Genomic DNA, 17223 nt, shown 5'->3' with positions numbered 1-17223 from the left:
TTGCTTATAGAGGTAATTATGTCACGGTTCAGCTGTATTAGTGCATCCATTCTTTTTTCTAGTCTTTTAATGAGTAACGCTCATGCTGTAGGCTCATTTCCTAGAGGATGTGAGGTTACAGGTTTTGGTTATAATCAAAATTTTTTAGTCTTAAATGAGACTGGAAAACAGGCTTATTATTTAATCCAAAACCATTCAAATACATCAATTGAAATGGAACATCAAGCTTCTGATGAAGCATTTATGAGTCCTCCCTTGCATGCAACTTTTGATCCAATGAGCTGGGGAGCTTTTGCGTCGGACGTTAAGAATTTAAACTTTAAGTGTTATAGAAACGAAGGTGAAGCAACGGTACTTGTCGACTGCCATACTGTTTTAGATGTATGCCAATACCCACGAGTGCGTTTTGCATTGAGTAATATGGGTAATTACTGGGTTGCATTCAATAAATCTCAAAATGCAATCATCCAAGAGTCTGTTAATAAAGGTATTTATCTCAAATGGTGATCCATGACTAATATTTATGAAAATAAATATTTATTCCTAGGTATTATTGGGGCGCTTATTGTTCTTTATGGAACAACACAGTGGCCCCCTCAGCCCTATTATATAATTGGTGCAATCGCCCTGCTTGGCACGGCGATCCATTATAAACTTTTTTATTATGTCGCTCTGGAGCTTATTCTTATTGCGGGGCATTTAGCCATTGTATTCGGCAGTGGAAGGTATACCCAGCTTGCTCTACCAATTCTATTATGTGTACAACTTTTAATTTTTTATTTATTTTTGGCTAAAGAAAGTAGTCTTTTTTTACTACTTGGAATTTGTGGCATTGCCTTGCTTTCAGTAGGATTTGCCTATGACCAGCAATGGATATTTGGTACCGGAAGTAGCTTTATTGCAATTTACTCTTATTATAGTGGTTACAGAGGCCGTCGCCCAGCCTATATTTGGGCTGTATTGAATAGCATTTTTGCACTGTTGTCCGTTTATAAAATATATTTTTTGTAGACCTTCCCCCAGAAACACCTCTCATATCCAACTTGAAAAAAATCACAAAGTGAGTTATTATTGTGCAAAGTTTATTTTAAATGCCCACATGTAAAATGATTTTGAGGTGTGCACGTGTTTGACAGAAGTATTTCTAACTCAAGGATTAATTGGGACGATCAAGCCCAAATTAAGTTGATAAAACAAGCAAAATACGTACTTAGTAAATGGTTAGGTACAAAAAATTTCGTATTAGATACAACACTCCTCGCATTTATTCATATTCAATTTGCACAGACACCCTCACAAGATGAGCTGGTCACTTATACTAATGCACTTAATGATGCAGGTATCAAAGCAACCCTTAGATTCGGAAAACAAATACATCTTATCGATACTAATTTATACCAACTAGCCAGCCATCATCCAGAGTTATGGGACGGAACAGATGTTAAAATGGCTGAGCTCTGGACTAAACAAAACCCTAACTGGATTTATGAGACAGATAAAAATGGGCAATCCCCCTTATTTAAAGCAATAGGCCGAAGTTCGCTCGAGGCAGTCATATTTTTGCTTAATAATAATGCCTTAGTGACCGACTTAGTGCTTAAAACAGCCTTAAGTATTTATACCGGGTCTGATCATGAGCATGCTCTTGCTGTTTTAAATATATTAAAACAACACAGTACTGATAGCGATATCCAAACTCAAATAAACGAATTTGAAGAAAATAAAAAAAGGGCCGTCTTAGATGTAGCAAAACATTTTGTAAGCAAAGCAAGAGCATTAATCCCTTTCTCGGTCAATCTTCCGGGAGGAAATCTTTATAAAAAAATAATATTGTTACAGCTTGCTCGTTGCAGTAGCACTGAGTTCGCGAAACAACTTACGACACTCAATCTTGATCCCAATATTGATACACCTACCGCTCAATCCTTTATGGTTGAACAACCCAATGGTGAAGTTACTGTCTATACCCTACACAGTCTCATGCATGAGCTTCTCGGACAACTGGTTCCCCGCGATAGAAAAATCTACCATAAAGATGGTAAACCCGTATCGAAAATAGAGCTCCTTGAAAGCTTAGCTAAAAACTCTGTTAAACATGGTGTGGGTAATTGTATGGAGTACATTGTTTTGGTTTGCATGTTTCTAGCGGAATACCAAGCCCTAGCCCCTATAAGATACGAAGCACTAGGTATGATGGGAAGAGATAAAGGAGATCATAGCTTTATTGTTCTTAATCGACTACCCAAATCAGATCCCACCGATCTAAAAACTTGGGGCGGACAAGCAACAATCTGTGATCCGTGGTTTAATGAGGCAGTGAATGTCCAGGAACAATTACAATTAGAACCAAGTAAGCAGGCAGCTGTCATAAAACACTGTTTAAAGTATCAAGATCATATTATAACGGTATTAAGTACCCGAGATACCGGACTGGGACATTCTAAACGCTGGAACATTAAATATGGAGCTTATCCACAAATGCTGTTTTCTCACAGAGAGCCCTATAGTAAAGAAGAAAACTTGCCAGCTCCAAATTCTGCTTTGCATTCGTCTAAGGGTGGATAATGGACTATAAGGAATTGATTAGGGAACGTAGGCTGGGCAGTAAAGCCCAGCTTTCAGAGTAACGTAAGCATTATTTACTGGGCTTCACAGCCCAGCCTGTCTGTTCCGCTACAAACACACTACTATTTGAAATCAACTTATTTTGCTGGAGAAATTTCAACTTGTAGGTTAGCAATAACATCACTATGAACATGAACTTCAACAACGAAACTACCAATTGAATGTAAAGGGCCTTCTGGCATAACGATTTCGCGTTTGCTTACTTCAATGCCTTTTGCAACCAAAGCATCTGTGATTTCATTAACGCCAACAGAACCGTAAAGTTTGCCTTCATCACTTGCCATTGCACTAATAGCTAAATTAATATCATTTAACTTAGCAGCACGTTGTTCTGCAGCAGATAATGATTGTTGTGCTTTTTGCTCAAGCTCAGAACGACGTTGTTCAAACAAATCTATGTTTGTAGCTGTAGCAAATACCGCTTTGTTTTGTGGAATTAGGTAGTTACGACCATAACCAGATTTCACGTGAACTTTATCACCTAGGTTACCTAAATTTCTCACTTTTTCTAATAAGATAACTTCCATCTTAATAACCCTCAAATTGACTCGTTTACCCGTTCCGGGAGATACGATCTAAAATTAAATATACTATCTAGTGAACCAAAAACGATGTAGGCAAATAGCGCAAAAGTTGGTTTTAACAATATTATCAACAGTAATAATAGAAATACCTTAACTTGACTTTTACGAGCCAAAATAAAATAAGCCAAACCAAATCCAGAAGCTAAGAAATAACTCAAGACAATTGGTAGAACATTAATTGCTAAAGGAATTTCATGGTAAGTACCCAACGAGACGCATAAGAGTATTAACAATGAAAGCCTACCGCTACGGAACATTAAAAACTCATGTTTAAACCCGCCGGGTAAAAATAATTTGGCTTGGATTGATCGAGCAAACATTAAAGAAACTACTGAAGAAACAATAGCACTTAATATCTGAATACCGAAAAATAATTGCGCCAAACTGAATGAGTTTATGCTATCCATACCAGTTTCAACTAACTCCTGATATTGTATCAGTAACGCTTTAAGCTGGTTAAACTGAATTACAATAAAATCAGGAGCGAGTAATTGAATAAGCAAACATCCAAGAACTGCTTGAATTAAAAACACACCAAAAACCGCCTGCCATTTTTGAGTACTGCGCAATGCAATCGCTGCCAAATAGCATGGCAAATAGGCAATTAGCGTATTAATTAATGCGCCGGATATTGGTATTAACATCATCAATGGAACAGAATGAATTACCAGCGCGGGTAACAAAACATCTAAGCCGGATCGAGCACCTTTTCTTAATGTTACCAAGCTTACAAGGGCAACTGATAACCAAGTGGCAAAAGGTATGATTGAAAGTAATGCAGCATACATAATTGCCTGCTGTTTATTTTCAAGTAAAACCTTGCACTGCTTTGTTATAAAGTCACCCATATGCATCATTCACTATCCGTGGCTATCGCAGTAAGGTAATAAACCAATAAATCTGGCATGCTTAATTGCTTTAGCTAATTGTCTTTGAAAACGGGTTTGAGTACCAGTAATACGGCTTGGTACGATTTTTCCAGTTTCAGAAATATAGTTCTTTAATAAATTGATATCTTTATAATCAATTTCATTGCCGCCTTCAGCGCTGAAACGGCACATTTTTTTTCTACGAAAATAAGCTGACATATCTAAATGACTCCCCTTAAGCAGGTCTAACATCTTTTTCTTTCTTCATTAAAACAGACTCTGTAGTAATCGCTTGTTTTTGAAGAGTAATTAAGTTTCTTAAAATTGCATCATTGTATTTAAATGCATTTTTAATTTCTTTTAGTGCTTCAAGTGAGCACTCGATGTTCATCAGAATGTAATGAGCTTTATGCACATCATTGATTGGATATGCTAATTGACGGCGACCTAAGTCTTCCTTACGATGAATTTTACCTTCATGTTTACTGATGATCCCTTCATAGCGCTCAACCATTGCTGGTACTTGTTCGCTTTGATCCGGGTGCACAAGAAACATAATTTCATAATGTCTCATGGTTTCTCCTTATGGATTAATAGCCTTCTGCGCAACATATCGCAGTAAGGCAAGGTTTTAAAAAAGCTGCCAATTGTAACGCTTTTAATCGTTCATGACAATGATCATGCATAATTTTATACATTCCTTTGCAAGGAAAAGCACAACCTAATTTTTTTTATCATTTTCAACTAAATATATAGTGACAAGCATCTACAAATTAGGTTAACTTTCTATTCGATATCGTTGATTTACAACGAGCTTGGACATAATGATGAGGTTTTTAATGGATATTGTTTCTCTTCACTTTGAAGAACCCTTAATGATTAGTATTAATGATACAATTGTTAAGATCTTGGCATTTAAAACCCAAGAACATGGGAATATTAAATTTGGCGTTGAAGCCCCTCGTTCGGTTAATGTGCACCGAGAAGAAATTTTCCATGCAATTAAACAAAAACAGCTATTAGAAACAACTGAATAATTCCTTAGAAATGCGTCAGGTATCTTCTCGATGTGTTAGTTCACTTGCTGGATTTATTCTTTTTTTTTCCTTTATAGCTCTTTTTATCAATTATTTTATTTATCAGTTTCCGGGAAATAATTATTTTCCGGATAACGTAGTACCTTTTGGTATATTCTTAGTTCTTCTTAATGTCGGCTTTCATTTGTGTTTTGCAAAGGAGAGCAAAGCGTGTCAGATAGGTAATGAGTTAATCTATTTTTTTGTAATTATGGTGATTATTGCTGTAGCAACAATATCGGTTCAATTAACGCCATTTCCTGTAATTGATCAATATATTGTAAGGCTGGAGGCCTCGGTAGGGATTAATATTTCTTCTATTGTGAGTTGGACTAATGATCATCCACTGTTAAAAACTTGGCTTGGCACGATTTACGACAGTTTAGCTTATCAAATGAGCATTATTCCTTTACTCGTATTATTTTCCTGCCGGTTTCATTTGTTACGTGAATATTATTTCTTATTACTTTCCACAGTGCTTATTGGTTTTGGATTTTATTATTTTTTTCCTACTGCTGCACCAGCGAGTATATTCAACCATGACTTATTTGAGTCAAGCCAAATTGCCACAGGCTTGAAATTTTCCGAACTCCACCGTCATATCGTACCAACCACAAATGAAGGTGGATTAATTGCATTTCCATCGTTTCATGCTATTTGGGCAATTTTGTGTGTTAATTTACTTAGAGAATGGCCTATACCTTGTATTATCTTGGCAGTTATTAATACGGTGCTCATTGCTGCTTGTGTTTTATTAGGCTGGCATTATGTTACGGATATTGTCGGAAGTTTGATTGTGCTTTTTGTTAGTTATTTTGCATTAAAGTATTGCTCAAATAAACAAACATAGCCTGGTTGCTTGCAACCAGGCTATGTTTAAAGTCCTACAAACTTTCGTCTACTTTAAAACGCTCTCCGTACTTGGTTTCTAGCATCTTAAATAAACTCTCCAAATTATTGGTTCCGCAGTCTTTGGCATAATTCATTGGCCCACCACGGAATGGTGCAAACCCTGTTGCAAAGATCATACCCGCATCAAGTAAATCAGAATCGGCTACGACCCCTTCGCGTAAGCAAGCTGCTGATTCATTAACCATTCTTAGAATCAACCGATCTGCAATATGTTGATCTTTAGCAACTTCTGCTGGGCGACCTTTTACTGGCTTACCATTTTTATATTGATAAAAACCTTCGCCAGTCTTACGACCAAGTTTACCTGCTTTGACCATGTCACGTAATTTCTGTGGCACGGTACCACCATAATGTGCAGTTAAGTTTTCTGCCACCGCCAAGCAAACATCCATACCTACGGTGTCTGCCAACTCAACAGGCCCCATAAACATTCCAAACTCTAAAGCAGCTTCATCAATAGTCTCTGCACTATAGCCTTCTTCTAGGAGCTGGACACATTCCATTAAATAAGGCATTAACACTCTGTTAATTAAAAAACCTGGGCTCGATTTAACAGGTAAAGGTAATTTGGCAATTTGCCCAACGAAAGCACAAGAGGCCTCCGCTACCTGCTTAGCCGTCGATGCCCCACTTACTATTTCAACTAAATCCATCTTAGCAACTGGATTAAAGAAATGAATACCAACTAAACGTGTTGGATCGCTCATCACGATACTGATCTCATCCAAAGGAATACTGGACGTGTTCGTAGCAATAATTGCATCTTTTTTAGCAAGTAACTCTACTTTTTTGAAAATTTCCTGTTTCACAGTCAGATTTTCAAAAACTGCCTCAATAATCACGTCTGCTTGAGCCATACCCCGGCCATCCGGATCTGGAATTAAATTATCCATAGCAGCTTGAATTAAGCGGGGCTTACGCAGTTTTTTCTTGTACAGGGAATAAGCTCGACCAATTGCAGGTGCAATACGCTCATAAGATTGATCTTGCAGTGTTACGCGAAGACCGCGTAAAGCACACCAGGCAGCAATATCCCCCCCCATAACCCCAGCACCAATCACATGCACATGCTGCGCTTTAAAGTTACTGTCTTTGGCAAAAGCTTTCAGCCGCTCTCTTAATCCAAAAGCACGAATTAAATTCTTGGACGTAGTGCCCTGAGTAACCAATTGCTCAACCGATTCAATTTCTTTCTGATACGCTCTATCGCCTATTCCCCCTTCTTTTTCCCATAAATCAATAATTGCATAGGGAGCGGGATAATGTTCCTTACGCACACGCTTGGCAACATTTTTACGCATTAATGCTGCAAGTGGTTTGCGCACCCAAGCCGCATTGGTTAATCCTTGTAAAAATGAGGGTTTGTGGCGTGGCGGTTTATTTTTGATAAAATAAACTGCTGCTCGCTTTAATTGACGAACAGGAACTACATCATCCACCATACCTAACGCTTTAGCTCTAGAGGCTGCAACAGTACTACCGGTTAAAATAGTTTGTGTTAACGCATTAAAACCACCGATAAGCTGCGGCAAACGCACCGTACCACCCCAGCCAGGGTGAATCCCTAACATCACTTCAGGCAAGCCAATACGCGTATCTTTTTCGTCTGTGGCAATACGATAAGTGCATGCCAGAGCTAATTCATATCCGCCTCCCATACAAAAACCATCAATCATTGCAACGGTTGGAATGGCTAGTGCCTGTAATCGGGCGAAAACGGCATGGCCTTTACGTAGAAAATCGACGGCTTGGGCAGGTGTTTCAAATTTAGAAAATAAAGAAACATCTGCTCCAGCAATGAATCCCTTCTCTTTTGCTGAATAAATAATCAAACCGATGGCATTTTTATCTTGAGCAATTTCTTGAAGCTGGCTGTTTAGCTCATCCAATACTTCTTCATTCATGCTATTCACACTAGTGCCGTGTCTATTTAGCCCAAGCCATATAATGTTATCGCTATCTCGTTTTAAATCCCAGTTTTTATAATTATTCATGTCCTTTCACCTCGGTCACACGTTCCAGATACATAGCCCCGCCTTGTCCCCCGCCGATACAAATAGAGGCCATTCCACGTGACTCATTTCTTTGCTCTAATGATTTCAATACATGAAGCACAATACGCGCACCACTAGAACCAACAGGATGTCCAGCAGCTATTGCGCCCCCTTCACGATTTAATTTATCTATGGATGGAGCACCAAAAGCCTTATCTAAGCCTAATTGCGTCTTACAATATTCCTCATCATTCCAAGCAGCCAGGCAACCTAAAACTTGAGCCGCAAAAGCCTCATTGATTTCCCAACAATCAATATCGTCTGCTTTTAGGTTATGACGTTGCATAATTGGTGTTGCGGCATGTACTGGCCCCAATCCCATTTTGGCAGGATCGAGTGCAGCCCATTGTGAATCCACAATGCGACCAATTACTCTTAAACGGTATTTTTTAACTGCATCTGCACTGGCCAACAATAATAAACAAGCACCATCAGTTACCTGAGAGCTATTACCTGCCGTAACCATGCCGTACTTTTTATCAAAGAAAGGTTTTAATTTTGCTAATTTTTCCAAAGTAGAATCAGGCCGCACGCCATCATCCTGAGCATAGACACGCCCTTTGCTATCAATAATAGGCGTTACTTCGGTCATGCGATGTTCACTATATGCTTCCGCTAATTTCAAATGGCTACGTAAAGAAAACTCATCCATTTGTTCGCGAGTAATATTGAATCGATAAGCAACTTTTTCAGCTGTTTGGCCCATGTTTAAGCCGACTATTGGATCAGTTAACCCGCGCAATAGAGCAATCACAGGAGCTAAATAAGAAGGTCTGAACTGAGTAACTAACCCTAACTTCTGTCCAATACTTTTGGCACCATACCAATTAGCTAACCAGGAAACCATTTTATGATTGAATAATAAAGGCGCATGGCTCATTGACTCTGTACCCCCAGCCAATATCAGGTCGCTGCGACCGCTGGCAATTTCTATTGCCGCATTATCAAGCGCTTGCATACCTGAGGCACAATTTCTCATTACCGTAAATGCAGGAACTTCATCGCCACAACCTAATCTTAAAGCGACTACACGGGCAATGTTTGCCTCATCGGGGCCAGGCATAGCACTACCAATAATTACTTGATCCAATTCGGTTGGAGAAAATGGTTGTCGATTTAATAAAGTCATACCAGCAGCAACCGCTAAATCAGATCCTGAAAACGGGCCTAGTCCTTTCGCTTTCAGATATGGGGTTCGGTTGCCATCAACTACATAGACATCGCGACCACTTAAATTCGACTTCTGATTCATTGATCCTCCTTAAATAATTGGTCTGATTTTAATAGTGTAAGAGTAGCAGTAAACATATAAATTTGGAAACGGTTAACACAGTTTTTCAACATAATTACATAGAGTTAAGCTTAATGAAATACATTGCTTTTTTTGGAATACAATTAAACAAATATTGCACATTAATCATGTTTTTTTTATGGTTTTAACATATTTTCAAAAGAAGTGTTGACGTTATAAAAATACCTGAGTATACTGCGCGGCATTGATTGGAGAGATGGCCGAGTGGTCGAAGGCGCTCCCCTGCTAAGGGAGTATGGGAGAAATCCCATCGAGGGTTCGAATCCCTCTCTCTCCGCCAGTCAACGCGCCCGTAGCTCAGTTGGATAGAGTATTTGGCTACGAACCAAAGGGTCGGAGGTTCGAATCCTTCCGGGCGCGCCATTTTCAGAGTGATTTTTAAGAACAACAAAAATAAGATCACTGCATTATAAAGACACATTTGTGTCTTTTTTTTTTCTAGCTTTTCCTTTTTTACTCGTTTATGTCTGTCTCAAATCAAATCCAATGTAGGCTCAATGCAAATGAGTGTAATGCGTGCACTATAAGCACAGCCCATAAGATGATTAAATACCCATTGGTTTACTTGTCCCCTTGCCTCCAAGAATATTAGCAACCGTTTGAGGAATTAAGCAATAATCAGAACAAGATTGAAATACATCATCGATGTGAGTCGTTGTCTAATGGATTGGTTTAAAATTAAAAAATTTGTCATGTATAATTAAATAAAGACATAAGGGAAAATAACATGGACGGTAACTTACTTTCAGGAAAAAAAGCCTTGGTGGTTGGTATTGCCAATGACAGCTCAATTGCCTATGCATGCGCACGCACGTTAAAAGCATCAGGAGCTGAATTAGCAATCACCTACATCAATGAAAAAGCAAAACCTTTTGTTGATCCCATCGCACAAGAACTCCATCCATCCATTTATATGCGTTGTAATGTAACTAATGACCAAGATTTAACTGATTTATTTGCCAAAATTTCCCAAACTTGGGGACAAATTGACATCATCGTGCATTCAATTGCTTTCGCTCCAACAGCAGATTTGCATGGTCCTCTATTCGCATCATCAAAAGATGGATTCTTGTTAGCGATGGACATTTCCTGCCACTCCTTTATACGTATGACCAACCTTGCGAAGCCGTTAATGAAAAATGGCGGTGCCCTATTTACTATGTCTTTTTATGGTGCGGAAAAAGTAGTGCACAATTACAATCTCATGGGTCCCGTAAAAGCAGCATTAGAAGCATCCGTGCGCTATATGGCAGCAGAACTCGGCCCAGAGAATATTCGTGTCATTGCGATTTCCCCAGGGCCTCTTAAAACACGTGCAGCCTCCGGTTTAGAAAAATTTGATGAGTTAATACAAGATGCTACACATAAATCTCCTCTCGGCTTTTTAGCAAATATCAATGACATCGGTGCCATGGTAACTTTTCTTGCCAGCGATTATGCGAAAAGTATTACTGGAGATACGATTTACATTGATAGTGGTTATCACATCATGGCATAGCCGTATTAAGGAAGATGTCGTTACCAAATAAAGGGTATGAGGCGCGATCTGACTTTCTTTTGATACTCTGTATATCCAGGCAAATCTCGTACAAGTACTTTTTCTTCATTCAAAATACGCGCAACTAAAATTACGAATAAGATGGGAATTAAAAGAAGTGCCCACCAGGATCCGAGAGCAATTGGGGTACCAACGAAAAAAAATATAGCGCCCAGATACATCGGATGGCGGACAAATCCATAGAGGCTACTGGAAATAACTTGTTGCCCCTCCTCAACACGAATATTGGCTGCAGCATAGGTATTCACTTTTGAAACGAGATGAAAAACATAAAAAGAGAATACAACGACTAGATCACCTAAGATAGATATGTACCATTGCATGTAAGACCAGCCAAAACGTGCATCGAGGGCCGATAAAATGACCAGTGCGATACAAATGACAAAAAGCAAAGAAATAATGATTTTCTGTGCAGGTTCTTTTTCATAAGATATACCTGCTTCCGTACGACGTTTAAGTAATGCGGGATCATGTTTTGCTAAATACACGGTATATGCGGTGGAGACACTAATAAATACCAAAGTATAAACCCAGCCTTGCCAATAGTTAAGAGTTCCTGCAGGAATAAAAAGGAGTGACAATACAATTACTATGCCAATAATTGACGATCGAATTAATTGGCTTGCATAAATATCCATGATATTGCTCCTTCCTTAGGCTGAACGGTTTTTCCTAATATCCGAAACTTTTTCATACCATTATCTAATAGTGTAGTCTGGTTGCTTATGACTAATGGCTGTTACTTAAGGTTATTCTTCCACGAGTTACCGCGGTCAAACCGCGGTAACTCGTCTATAAGCCCACACTGCACTACATGGTGCCGCTCAGATTCAAGTCCTCTATATTAGCGTTTTTTACACTTTCAATAAATTCACTCGCTGCGCTCTTGACTGGTTTCTGGAAAAAACTACTCCCAAAATAAGCAATGGAAGTCAGATTGGTTGCTGTGGTTCCCGCAGCAAATGCAGCAGCCCCTGTAGTCCCTTCCACTAATGCAGTAAAAAATGCAGAAGCACCCGCCCAAGCACCAAATACAACACCAGCACCAAAGAACAGGCCCGCAGCTAAAGCAGTAACTAAAACTACCGCTGCAAAAGTTTTAACTGCAGCCTTAAGGCCATGATACATTTCGGTAAACTTTGCGTCACAGTTTACAAGGAACTGATTATATGCTTTGGTCTTATCTAACAGCGTCGAATCGGTTATTGCGACAAGCAAATTGCTGACCTCATTGCCTAAAGCATCAATTTCATCAGCATTTAGTCCCAAATGAATCACTTCGTTATTTAACTTATTTAAAGCGCTATACAAATCCGAGTCATTAGGAAATTTATTACGTAAAATTAACAGGTTATTTAAGTTCACATAATGATTAAGTACCCTAAGCAATGGTTGCGTGCCACGAGGACTTGCTGTGGTCACTGCAACGACCGCCATAAAATTAGGCTCTTGCAATTGATTACACAATGATTCCATAGTATTTTCTGGGAGAGCCTCGTCGCTGCAGGTGCCGACTAAAATTAATTTGGCATCTGGGTTCAGAGCGCTAAACGATATTAAATCTAGTTTAATTTGCTGTAAAACATCATTATCAATCACTTTAGATAAATTAATACAATAAATGCCAAGCTCGGCGCCAATTCTAAAGTGACGGGAAGACTCTTTGTATTCACTATTGGTTCCAGTGGAGTCCCAAATCATCAGACCATTTACCAATTGAAAATCCGGGCCTATTGTCGGATGATAGTCAGCTCCGCGTGTAACCCCTTGATCTATTAATTGCCTTAATAATTCCGTTTTACCTGTACCAGAGGCACCGAAAATAAAAACTTTTTTTGTCATAGGAATCCTCTCTTAAAACGCGCATGTTACTTTATTTTGACCTTTAAGTCCATTATATGGTCAAATCAAGGGGTGGGGGAACCAATACAAAAATGTAACTCCAACAGAAAAATTTTATTTGTACTCAATCCATGAAAAAGCATAGAATCGATCTTTTCATTTGTGCTTTTTGGATATTGCCCAACATGAGTCACCTTCTTAACCTATCCATTCTTAAAAGAAATCGTGATTTCCGATTACTTTATTTAGGGCAGTTTATTTCTTTCATTGGGACCATGATCACCAGTGTGGCACTTCCCTACCAAATTTATCATATCACCCAATCAACCTGGATGGTTGGGCTTTTAAGTCTTGTGCAACTATTGCCCCTTTTAATCACGGCACTTATTGGCGGGGTATTTGCCGATCGTTACAATCGACGTTGGTTATTAATTATCAGTGAGCTGCTGCTCGGTATTGGCTGTTTCTTGCTTGCATTAAACTCTTACCAGGAGCATCCTTCATTACTTCTTATCTTTATTACATCAGCAACCATGTCTGCGATTACAGGACTGCATCGCCCTGCCTATGACAGTATCACACAGCAAATTGTTGCCCCGAAAGACTATAAGGATGTAGGTGCTTTATCTGCATTTAAATACAGCTTTTGTATGATTATTGCTCCAGCAATTGCCGGATTAATTCTTGCTCACCATGGAATTGTCATTACCTATCTTATTGATTTGATAACCTTTTTCCTTTCATTAATTATGCTAATGAAAATGCACAACATTCCTAAACCTGTGGCCGAAGAGCACCCCTCTATTTTCTTATCTCTGAAACAAGGAATTTCTTTTGCCTTTAGTCGACAAGAATTAGTTGGCAGCTATTTGGTTGACTTTTTTGCTATGGTTTTTGCGATGCCTAATGCATTGTTGCCCGCTATAGCTCAATCCTTTGGTGGAGCGCAAACTTTAGGGTTACTTTACTCAGCCCCCGCCATTGGCTCATTAATTGTTTCATTTTTTAGTGGCTGGACCTCAAAAATCACTCATGATGGCAAAGCCATTGCAATTGCTGCGGCTCTTTGGGGAGCGGCGATTATTGGTTTTGGTTTGTCAACCTCACTTTGGCTTGTACTCTTGTTTCTCGCCCTTGCTGGTGCGTTTGATGCAATCAGCGGTATATTTAGAGTAACACTTTGGAATAATACGATTCCTACTGAGCTTCGTGGGCGATTGGCGGGAATCGAAATGATTAGTTATTTGAGTGGTCCCAAATTAGGTGATACTCGCGCAGGATTCGTTGCAGCAAGTTTAGGAATTGGTACAGCGCTTATTTCTGGTGGGATATTATGCATTTTAGGGGTAAGCATTTGTTGTTATTTCTTGCCTAAATTTTGGAATTATCAAACTAAAACATAAGGTAGTAATAGCCTTGATGCAGCATAGCTGCATCAAGGCTACGTGTTATCCTTTTCGACAGGTATGCAGTAAATCATACTTCTTATGATAACTTTTTGTCTTCACATCAAATAATGACAACACAGTTGAAAAAAGGTAGTCATGTGAAATCGCTTGTTCTTTTTTGCTCTGCATGCACTCGTCATCAAGTGCTAATTGTTCTGACAGCCCTTTCGATGACCAAAAAATCATAGGTACTTTTTTCTGCTCATCAGGGGCCATGAAATAAGGTAATCCATGCAGAAATAAATTATGTTCTCCTAGTGACTCACCGTGGTCAGAAACATAAATTAATCCCGTATCATGTGTTGTGATAGTACTTAACTCATCCAATGCACGAGCTAAAACAGCATCCGTGTACAAAATGGCATTATCATAGGTGTTTACTATTGATTCCTGAGAGCAACTGGCTAAATCAGCTGTATCACAAGTTGGCTGCCAACGTTTGAACTGCTCAGGATAGCGCTCAAAATAAGCTGGACCATGGTTTCCCAGCATATGTAATACAATCAATTGATCGCCCTTTACTGAATTAATTTTTTCTTTTAATTGATGCAACAGAATTTCATCAAAGCAACGTCCATTCTTGCAGATCGCCTCAATTTTTAATTTTTCCACAGGCAACCCATCGCATACACCCTTACAGCCCGATTGATTATCGCGCCACAATACAGAAATATTTAAACGATTTAAAAGATGCAGTAATGATTCACTTTGATTAATACGTTGTTCATCGTAATGACGAAGACCATAAGGAGAAAACATGCATGGCAAGGATACGGCTGTTGATGTCCCACAGCTGCTTACCTGGCTAAAGTTAATAAGCTGGTGCTTTGCTAATTCGGGGGTTGTCTGACGACTGTATTCTCCTAGGCCCCAATTAGCAGCACGTACAGTTTCACCAATCACCAGAATGATTGCACGGGGCTTTGTTCCCTCGGCTCGAGGTATTTGCTGTGCGTCTTTCGCAATAAGCACCTTTGTTTTATTTGCCTTAGTTTTCTGGGCTCGCCAATAAACCTTTGATGAGGACGAAAACAAATTTAAAGGGGTAACTAAATAGACAATTTCTTTTTTAGCACGATGTATTGGGCTCAAATCATTATATACAGTCCATCCTGCGCCAAAAAACATGAGTAACGATAAAAATATGCAGCCAAATCGACCAATCCAATATGAGAATAAACTTCGCTTATAAATACGAATATTCCATATAATCCAGCTGGGGATTACTCCAAGTAGCAAAAGATAAGGAATAATTCGCCATTGTAATAGCTCTTTGCTCTCCTGATAATCGGTACTTATAGCATTAGTAACCATATTCGGATCGATATAAACATGAAAGGTATTCATGAAATAGACCATAATGGAGGTGACTAAAAACAAAGCCATCATAAACCATCTAAAAGTCCAACGGTTAATGATCAGCAATAACAAAAACCATTGTAATCCTGTAATTGCAATTCCAGTACAAATAATAATAAGCCAAGTATGTGCGAATATTAATTCTTTACCACTTAATAACTCAGACCAGAATGAAGCATTGCATGCAAGAGTAAAAAATAGACTGCTTAGTAAAGTAATCAGTTCACTTGACCAGTAAGTCGGTCGTCTCGTATTTAAAATGGTGATTCTCCTCAAAATAGGCGCATAGTTTACAAATTTTTTGTCCAGCGTTCAAAAAAAATCATTAATTAAATAGTTAAATTTGAGAATGAATGGCGGAGTAAACCCAAGATCTAGAGGCCAGAACCCTGGGTTACTTCTCTTGGTTCACAATGACGACGGAGTTTAAAGTGGCGCTAAATCTTAGGTTGAGGAATATGTTCCAATAATACTCCGTCCTTGCGAAGAGAGCGTAGTGAGTACTTCAATGCATGCACATGAAGGAGAAATTTTATCAACTATGGTATTTAAACCAAACAGGCATCACTTTATTAAGATAGACCATAAACTTCCACAGACCTACCTGTGACTCTACATTACCAAAGGGATCCGTTTTGCTTTCTGGGTAAGCGATCCCTAAACCAAATAAACCAGGTCCAATAATACCCACATGAGGGTTATGTCGTGTATCTTCATAATCACCAATGATAATATTTTTACGCTTTTCAAAACCAACGGCATAAATAACCCGATCGCATTCAGGTAAATAACGCGCAATATTAGGCTCAGCCGTGTTATAACGCACTAAATTTCCCGGCAATACACCATCAATATTCTCTCTTGCCCAAGCAGCGGTTTGCCCTTTCAGCCCCGTATTATCAAAAAGTATCCAATCATCCATTTCAATCGCATAACGACAAGGTGAGCGATAAAAATTAATTACTTTTTTAACCCCAAGTTCCACCAAATAGCGCACGATAATAATGGCCGAGTGCGATGAACCAAAGACCCCATAAGTTTCATTAAGATTAATCTCTGCAGCTAATTTTTCTTTGTCAATTGCCGTATCAAAGGGAATTACATTAAGGCCAGGATAATTCAACGAAGAGGCAGATGCGCCCGTAGCTAGAATAACATTTTTAGCTTGATAAGATTCAGTTGCTGTAGATAAAGTCCACATCCGTTCCGCTAAAGACATATTATGAATCATTGCTTTTACTGTAGGTACTTTCTGAATTAAATGCGTACAAACCCACTGCAATGGTTCCACCGCATAACCTAAAGTGCAGGTTTCCTCTTTTGGCAAATGCTTTAATGCAAAATCAGGCGCCTCTTCGTAATTGAAAGCTCGAACGTCCTTTAAAAAACTATTAAAGTATTTTACGCTCGTATTACTTGAAACATTGCGCCATAGAAGCCCTAAGTCGCCAACTTTAAAATGCGGATCAACCCACAAAATATCATCAGATAAAATACCTTGATCTAATAATTTTCCTACCGCAGCAATGCCCGCAGGCCCTGCCCCAACAACTGCCCATTGGAATTTCTTTTTATTCATAATAA

The 17223-nt window shown here is 38.9% G+C and carries 17 protein-coding genes and 2 tRNA genes; 9 read left to right on the top strand and 10 right to left on the bottom strand.

From position 1 onward, the window contains the following. Positions 1-69: 69 nt before the first annotated feature. The 3 genes from E1P08_RS00565 to E1P08_RS00555 all read left to right on the top strand — a co-directional run bounded on the left by E1P08_RS00565 (position 70) and on the right by E1P08_RS00555 (position 2565). Positions 70-507: an enhanced entry protein EnhB gene (locus tag E1P08_RS00565; RefSeq protein ID WP_423202196.1), complete on the top strand. Its 438-nt coding sequence runs from the start codon at positions 70-72 to the stop codon at positions 505-507. 3 nt (positions 508-510) lie between these two features. Beyond that, the gene (locus E1P08_RS00560; protein WP_133135081.1) at positions 511-1011 is read left to right on the top strand and encodes a hypothetical protein; all 501 of its coding nucleotides are present in this window, start codon (positions 511-513) and stop codon (positions 1009-1011) included. A 114-nt stretch (positions 1012-1125) separates the two neighbouring features. Further along, a complete protein-coding gene (locus E1P08_RS00555) occupies positions 1126-2565 on the top strand; it encodes an ankyrin repeat domain-containing protein (protein ID WP_133135080.1) in 1440 nt (479 codons plus the stop codon). A 137-nt stretch (positions 2566-2702) separates the two neighbouring features. Here E1P08_RS00555 and rplI read toward each other — a convergent pair whose 3' ends face one another. Genes rplI through rpsF form a run of 4 tightly spaced genes read right to left on the bottom strand, consistent with a single transcriptional unit; the run spans position 2703 to position 4652 of the window. Further along, positions 2703-3152: a 50S ribosomal protein L9 gene (gene rplI / locus E1P08_RS00550; protein ID WP_133135079.1), complete on the bottom strand. Its 450-nt coding sequence runs from the start codon at positions 3150-3152 to the stop codon at positions 2703-2705. 11 nt (positions 3153-3163) lie between these two features. Further along, on the bottom strand, positions 3164-4066 hold the full coding sequence (locus tag E1P08_RS00545) for a hypothetical protein (RefSeq protein WP_133135078.1): 903 nt from the start codon (positions 4064-4066) through the stop codon (positions 3164-3166). A gap of 3 nt (positions 4067-4069) precedes the next feature. Further along, positions 4070-4297 (bottom strand): 30S ribosomal protein S18, encoded by a 228-nt coding sequence (gene rpsR, locus E1P08_RS00540; RefSeq protein ID WP_006871756.1) that lies wholly within the window; start codon positions 4295-4297, stop codon positions 4070-4072. 16 nt (positions 4298-4313) lie between these two features. Then, the gene (rpsF, locus tag E1P08_RS00535) at positions 4314-4652 is read right to left on the bottom strand and encodes a 30S ribosomal protein S6 (RefSeq protein ID WP_133135077.1); all 339 of its coding nucleotides are present in this window, start codon (positions 4650-4652) and stop codon (positions 4314-4316) included. A gap of 265 nt (positions 4653-4917) precedes the next feature. Here rpsF and E1P08_RS00530 point away from each other — a divergent pair, with 265 nt between their 5' ends. Together E1P08_RS00530 and E1P08_RS00525 are read left to right on the top strand one after the other, a co-directional pair. Then, positions 4918-5115 (top strand): carbon storage regulator, encoded by a 198-nt coding sequence (locus E1P08_RS00530; RefSeq protein WP_058534980.1) that lies wholly within the window; start codon positions 4918-4920, stop codon positions 5113-5115. Between the two features lie 10 nt (positions 5116-5125). Beyond that, positions 5126-6004 (top strand): phosphatase PAP2 family protein, encoded by an 879-nt coding sequence (locus E1P08_RS00525; RefSeq protein WP_133135076.1) that lies wholly within the window; start codon positions 5126-5128, stop codon positions 6002-6004. 34 nt (positions 6005-6038) lie between these two features. On the opposite strand, the gene E1P08_RS00520 is transcribed toward E1P08_RS00525, so the two are convergent. Further along, positions 6039-8060, bottom strand: a complete 2022-nt coding sequence (locus tag E1P08_RS00520; RefSeq protein ID WP_133135075.1) for a 3-hydroxyacyl-CoA dehydrogenase NAD-binding domain-containing protein — start codon at positions 8058-8060, stop codon at positions 6039-6041. Continuing rightward, on the bottom strand, positions 8053-9372 hold the full coding sequence (locus E1P08_RS00515) for an acetyl-CoA C-acetyltransferase (RefSeq protein WP_133135074.1): 1320 nt from the start codon (positions 9370-9372) through the stop codon (positions 8053-8055). The genes E1P08_RS00520 and E1P08_RS00515 overlap by 8 nt, the downstream gene beginning before the upstream one ends. 250 nt (positions 9373-9622) lie before the next feature. Here E1P08_RS00515 and E1P08_RS00510 point away from each other — a divergent pair. The 3 genes from E1P08_RS00510 to fabI all read left to right on the top strand — a co-directional run bounded on the left by E1P08_RS00510 (position 9623) and on the right by fabI (position 10930). After that, a tRNA-Ser gene (locus E1P08_RS00510) sits at positions 9623-9712 on the top strand. Between the two features lie 6 nt (positions 9713-9718). Beyond that, positions 9719-9795 (top strand) — tRNA-Arg (locus E1P08_RS00505). A gap of 364 nt (positions 9796-10159) precedes the next feature. Beyond that, positions 10160-10930, top strand: a complete 771-nt coding sequence (fabI, locus tag E1P08_RS00500) for an enoyl-ACP reductase FabI (protein ID WP_133135073.1) — start codon at positions 10160-10162, stop codon at positions 10928-10930. A 20-nt stretch (positions 10931-10950) separates the two neighbouring features. Here the strand turns inward: fabI and E1P08_RS00495 are convergent, their stop codons facing one another. Both E1P08_RS00495 and E1P08_RS00490 read right to left on the bottom strand, forming a co-directional pair. Further along, complete coding sequence (locus E1P08_RS00495; protein ID WP_133135072.1) at positions 10951-11628, bottom strand: methyltransferase family protein; 678 nt, start codon at positions 11626-11628, stop codon at positions 10951-10953. Positions 11629-11800: 172 nt separating this feature from the next. Continuing rightward, complete coding sequence (locus E1P08_RS00490; RefSeq protein ID WP_133135071.1) at positions 11801-12832, bottom strand: Rab family GTPase; 1032 nt, start codon at positions 12830-12832, stop codon at positions 11801-11803. A 185-nt stretch (positions 12833-13017) separates the two neighbouring features. Here E1P08_RS00490 and E1P08_RS00485 point away from each other — a divergent pair, with 185 nt between their 5' ends. Continuing rightward, on the top strand, positions 13018-14235 hold the full coding sequence (locus E1P08_RS00485) for an MFS transporter (RefSeq protein ID WP_133135070.1): 1218 nt from the start codon (positions 13018-13020) through the stop codon (positions 14233-14235). A gap of 45 nt (positions 14236-14280) precedes the next feature. Here the strand turns inward: E1P08_RS00485 and E1P08_RS00480 are convergent, their stop codons facing one another. Together E1P08_RS00480 and E1P08_RS00475 are read right to left on the bottom strand one after the other, a co-directional pair. Beyond that, complete coding sequence (locus E1P08_RS00480) at positions 14281-15915, bottom strand: phosphoethanolamine transferase (RefSeq protein ID WP_242602330.1); 1635 nt, start codon at positions 15913-15915, stop codon at positions 14281-14283. Positions 15916-16174: 259 nt separating this feature from the next. Next, positions 16175-17218: an FAD-dependent oxidoreductase gene (locus E1P08_RS00475; protein WP_133135068.1), complete on the bottom strand. Its 1044-nt coding sequence runs from the start codon at positions 17216-17218 to the stop codon at positions 16175-16177. Positions 17219-17223: the final 5 nt, after the last annotated feature.

Source organism: Legionella rowbothamii (assembly GCF_900639985.1).
GTDB lineage: Bacteria > Pseudomonadota > Gammaproteobacteria > Legionellales > Legionellaceae > Legionella > Legionella rowbothamii.
The sequence above is the reverse complement of the archived record's forward strand: the minus strand, read 5'-3'. Positions and strand labels throughout refer to the sequence as shown.

What these genes read in the sequence shown, in the direction of transcription:
- E1P08_RS00565 (WP_423202196.1), top strand. Translation starts at nt 70, where the DNA reads ATGAGTAACGCTCATGCTGTAGGCTCATTTCCTAGAGGATGTGAGGTT.
- E1P08_RS00560 (WP_133135081.1), top strand. Translation starts at nt 511, where the DNA reads ATGACTAATATTTATGAAAATAAATATTTATTCCTAGGTATTATTGGG.
- rplI (WP_133135079.1), bottom strand. Translation starts at nt 3,152, where the DNA reads ATGGAAGTTATCTTATTAGAAAAAGTGAGAAATTTAGGTAACCTAGGT.
- E1P08_RS00545 (WP_133135078.1), bottom strand. Translation starts at nt 4,066, where the DNA reads ATGATGCATATGGGTGACTTTATAACAAAGCAGTGCAAGGTTTTACTT.
- rpsR (WP_006871756.1), bottom strand. Translation starts at nt 4,297, where the DNA reads ATGTCAGCTTATTTTCGTAGAAAAAAAATGTGCCGTTTCAGCGCTGAA.
- rpsF (WP_133135077.1), bottom strand. Translation starts at nt 4,652, where the DNA reads ATGAGACATTATGAAATTATGTTTCTTGTGCACCCGGATCAAAGCGAA.
- E1P08_RS00530 (WP_058534980.1), top strand. Translation starts at nt 4,918, where the DNA reads ATGGATATTGTTTCTCTTCACTTTGAAGAACCCTTAATGATTAGTATT.
- E1P08_RS00525 (WP_133135076.1), top strand. Translation starts at nt 5,126, where the DNA reads ATGCGTCAGGTATCTTCTCGATGTGTTAGTTCACTTGCTGGATTTATT.
- E1P08_RS00520 (WP_133135075.1), bottom strand. Translation starts at nt 8,060, where the DNA reads ATGAATAATTATAAAAACTGGGATTTAAAACGAGATAGCGATAACATT.
- E1P08_RS00515 (WP_133135074.1), bottom strand. Translation starts at nt 9,372, where the DNA reads ATGAATCAGAAGTCGAATTTAAGTGGTCGCGATGTCTATGTAGTTGAT.
- fabI (WP_133135073.1), top strand. Translation starts at nt 10,160, where the DNA reads ATGGACGGTAACTTACTTTCAGGAAAAAAAGCCTTGGTGGTTGGTATT.
- E1P08_RS00495 (WP_133135072.1), bottom strand. Translation starts at nt 11,628, where the DNA reads ATGGATATTTATGCAAGCCAATTAATTCGATCGTCAATTATTGGCATA.
- E1P08_RS00490 (WP_133135071.1), bottom strand. Translation starts at nt 12,832, where the DNA reads ATGACAAAAAAAGTTTTTATTTTCGGTGCCTCTGGTACAGGTAAAACG.
- E1P08_RS00485 (WP_133135070.1), top strand. Translation starts at nt 13,018, where the DNA reads ATGAGTCACCTTCTTAACCTATCCATTCTTAAAAGAAATCGTGATTTC.
- E1P08_RS00475 (WP_133135068.1), bottom strand. Translation starts at nt 17,218, where the DNA reads ATGAATAAAAAGAAATTCCAATGGGCAGTTGTTGGGGCAGGGCCTGCG.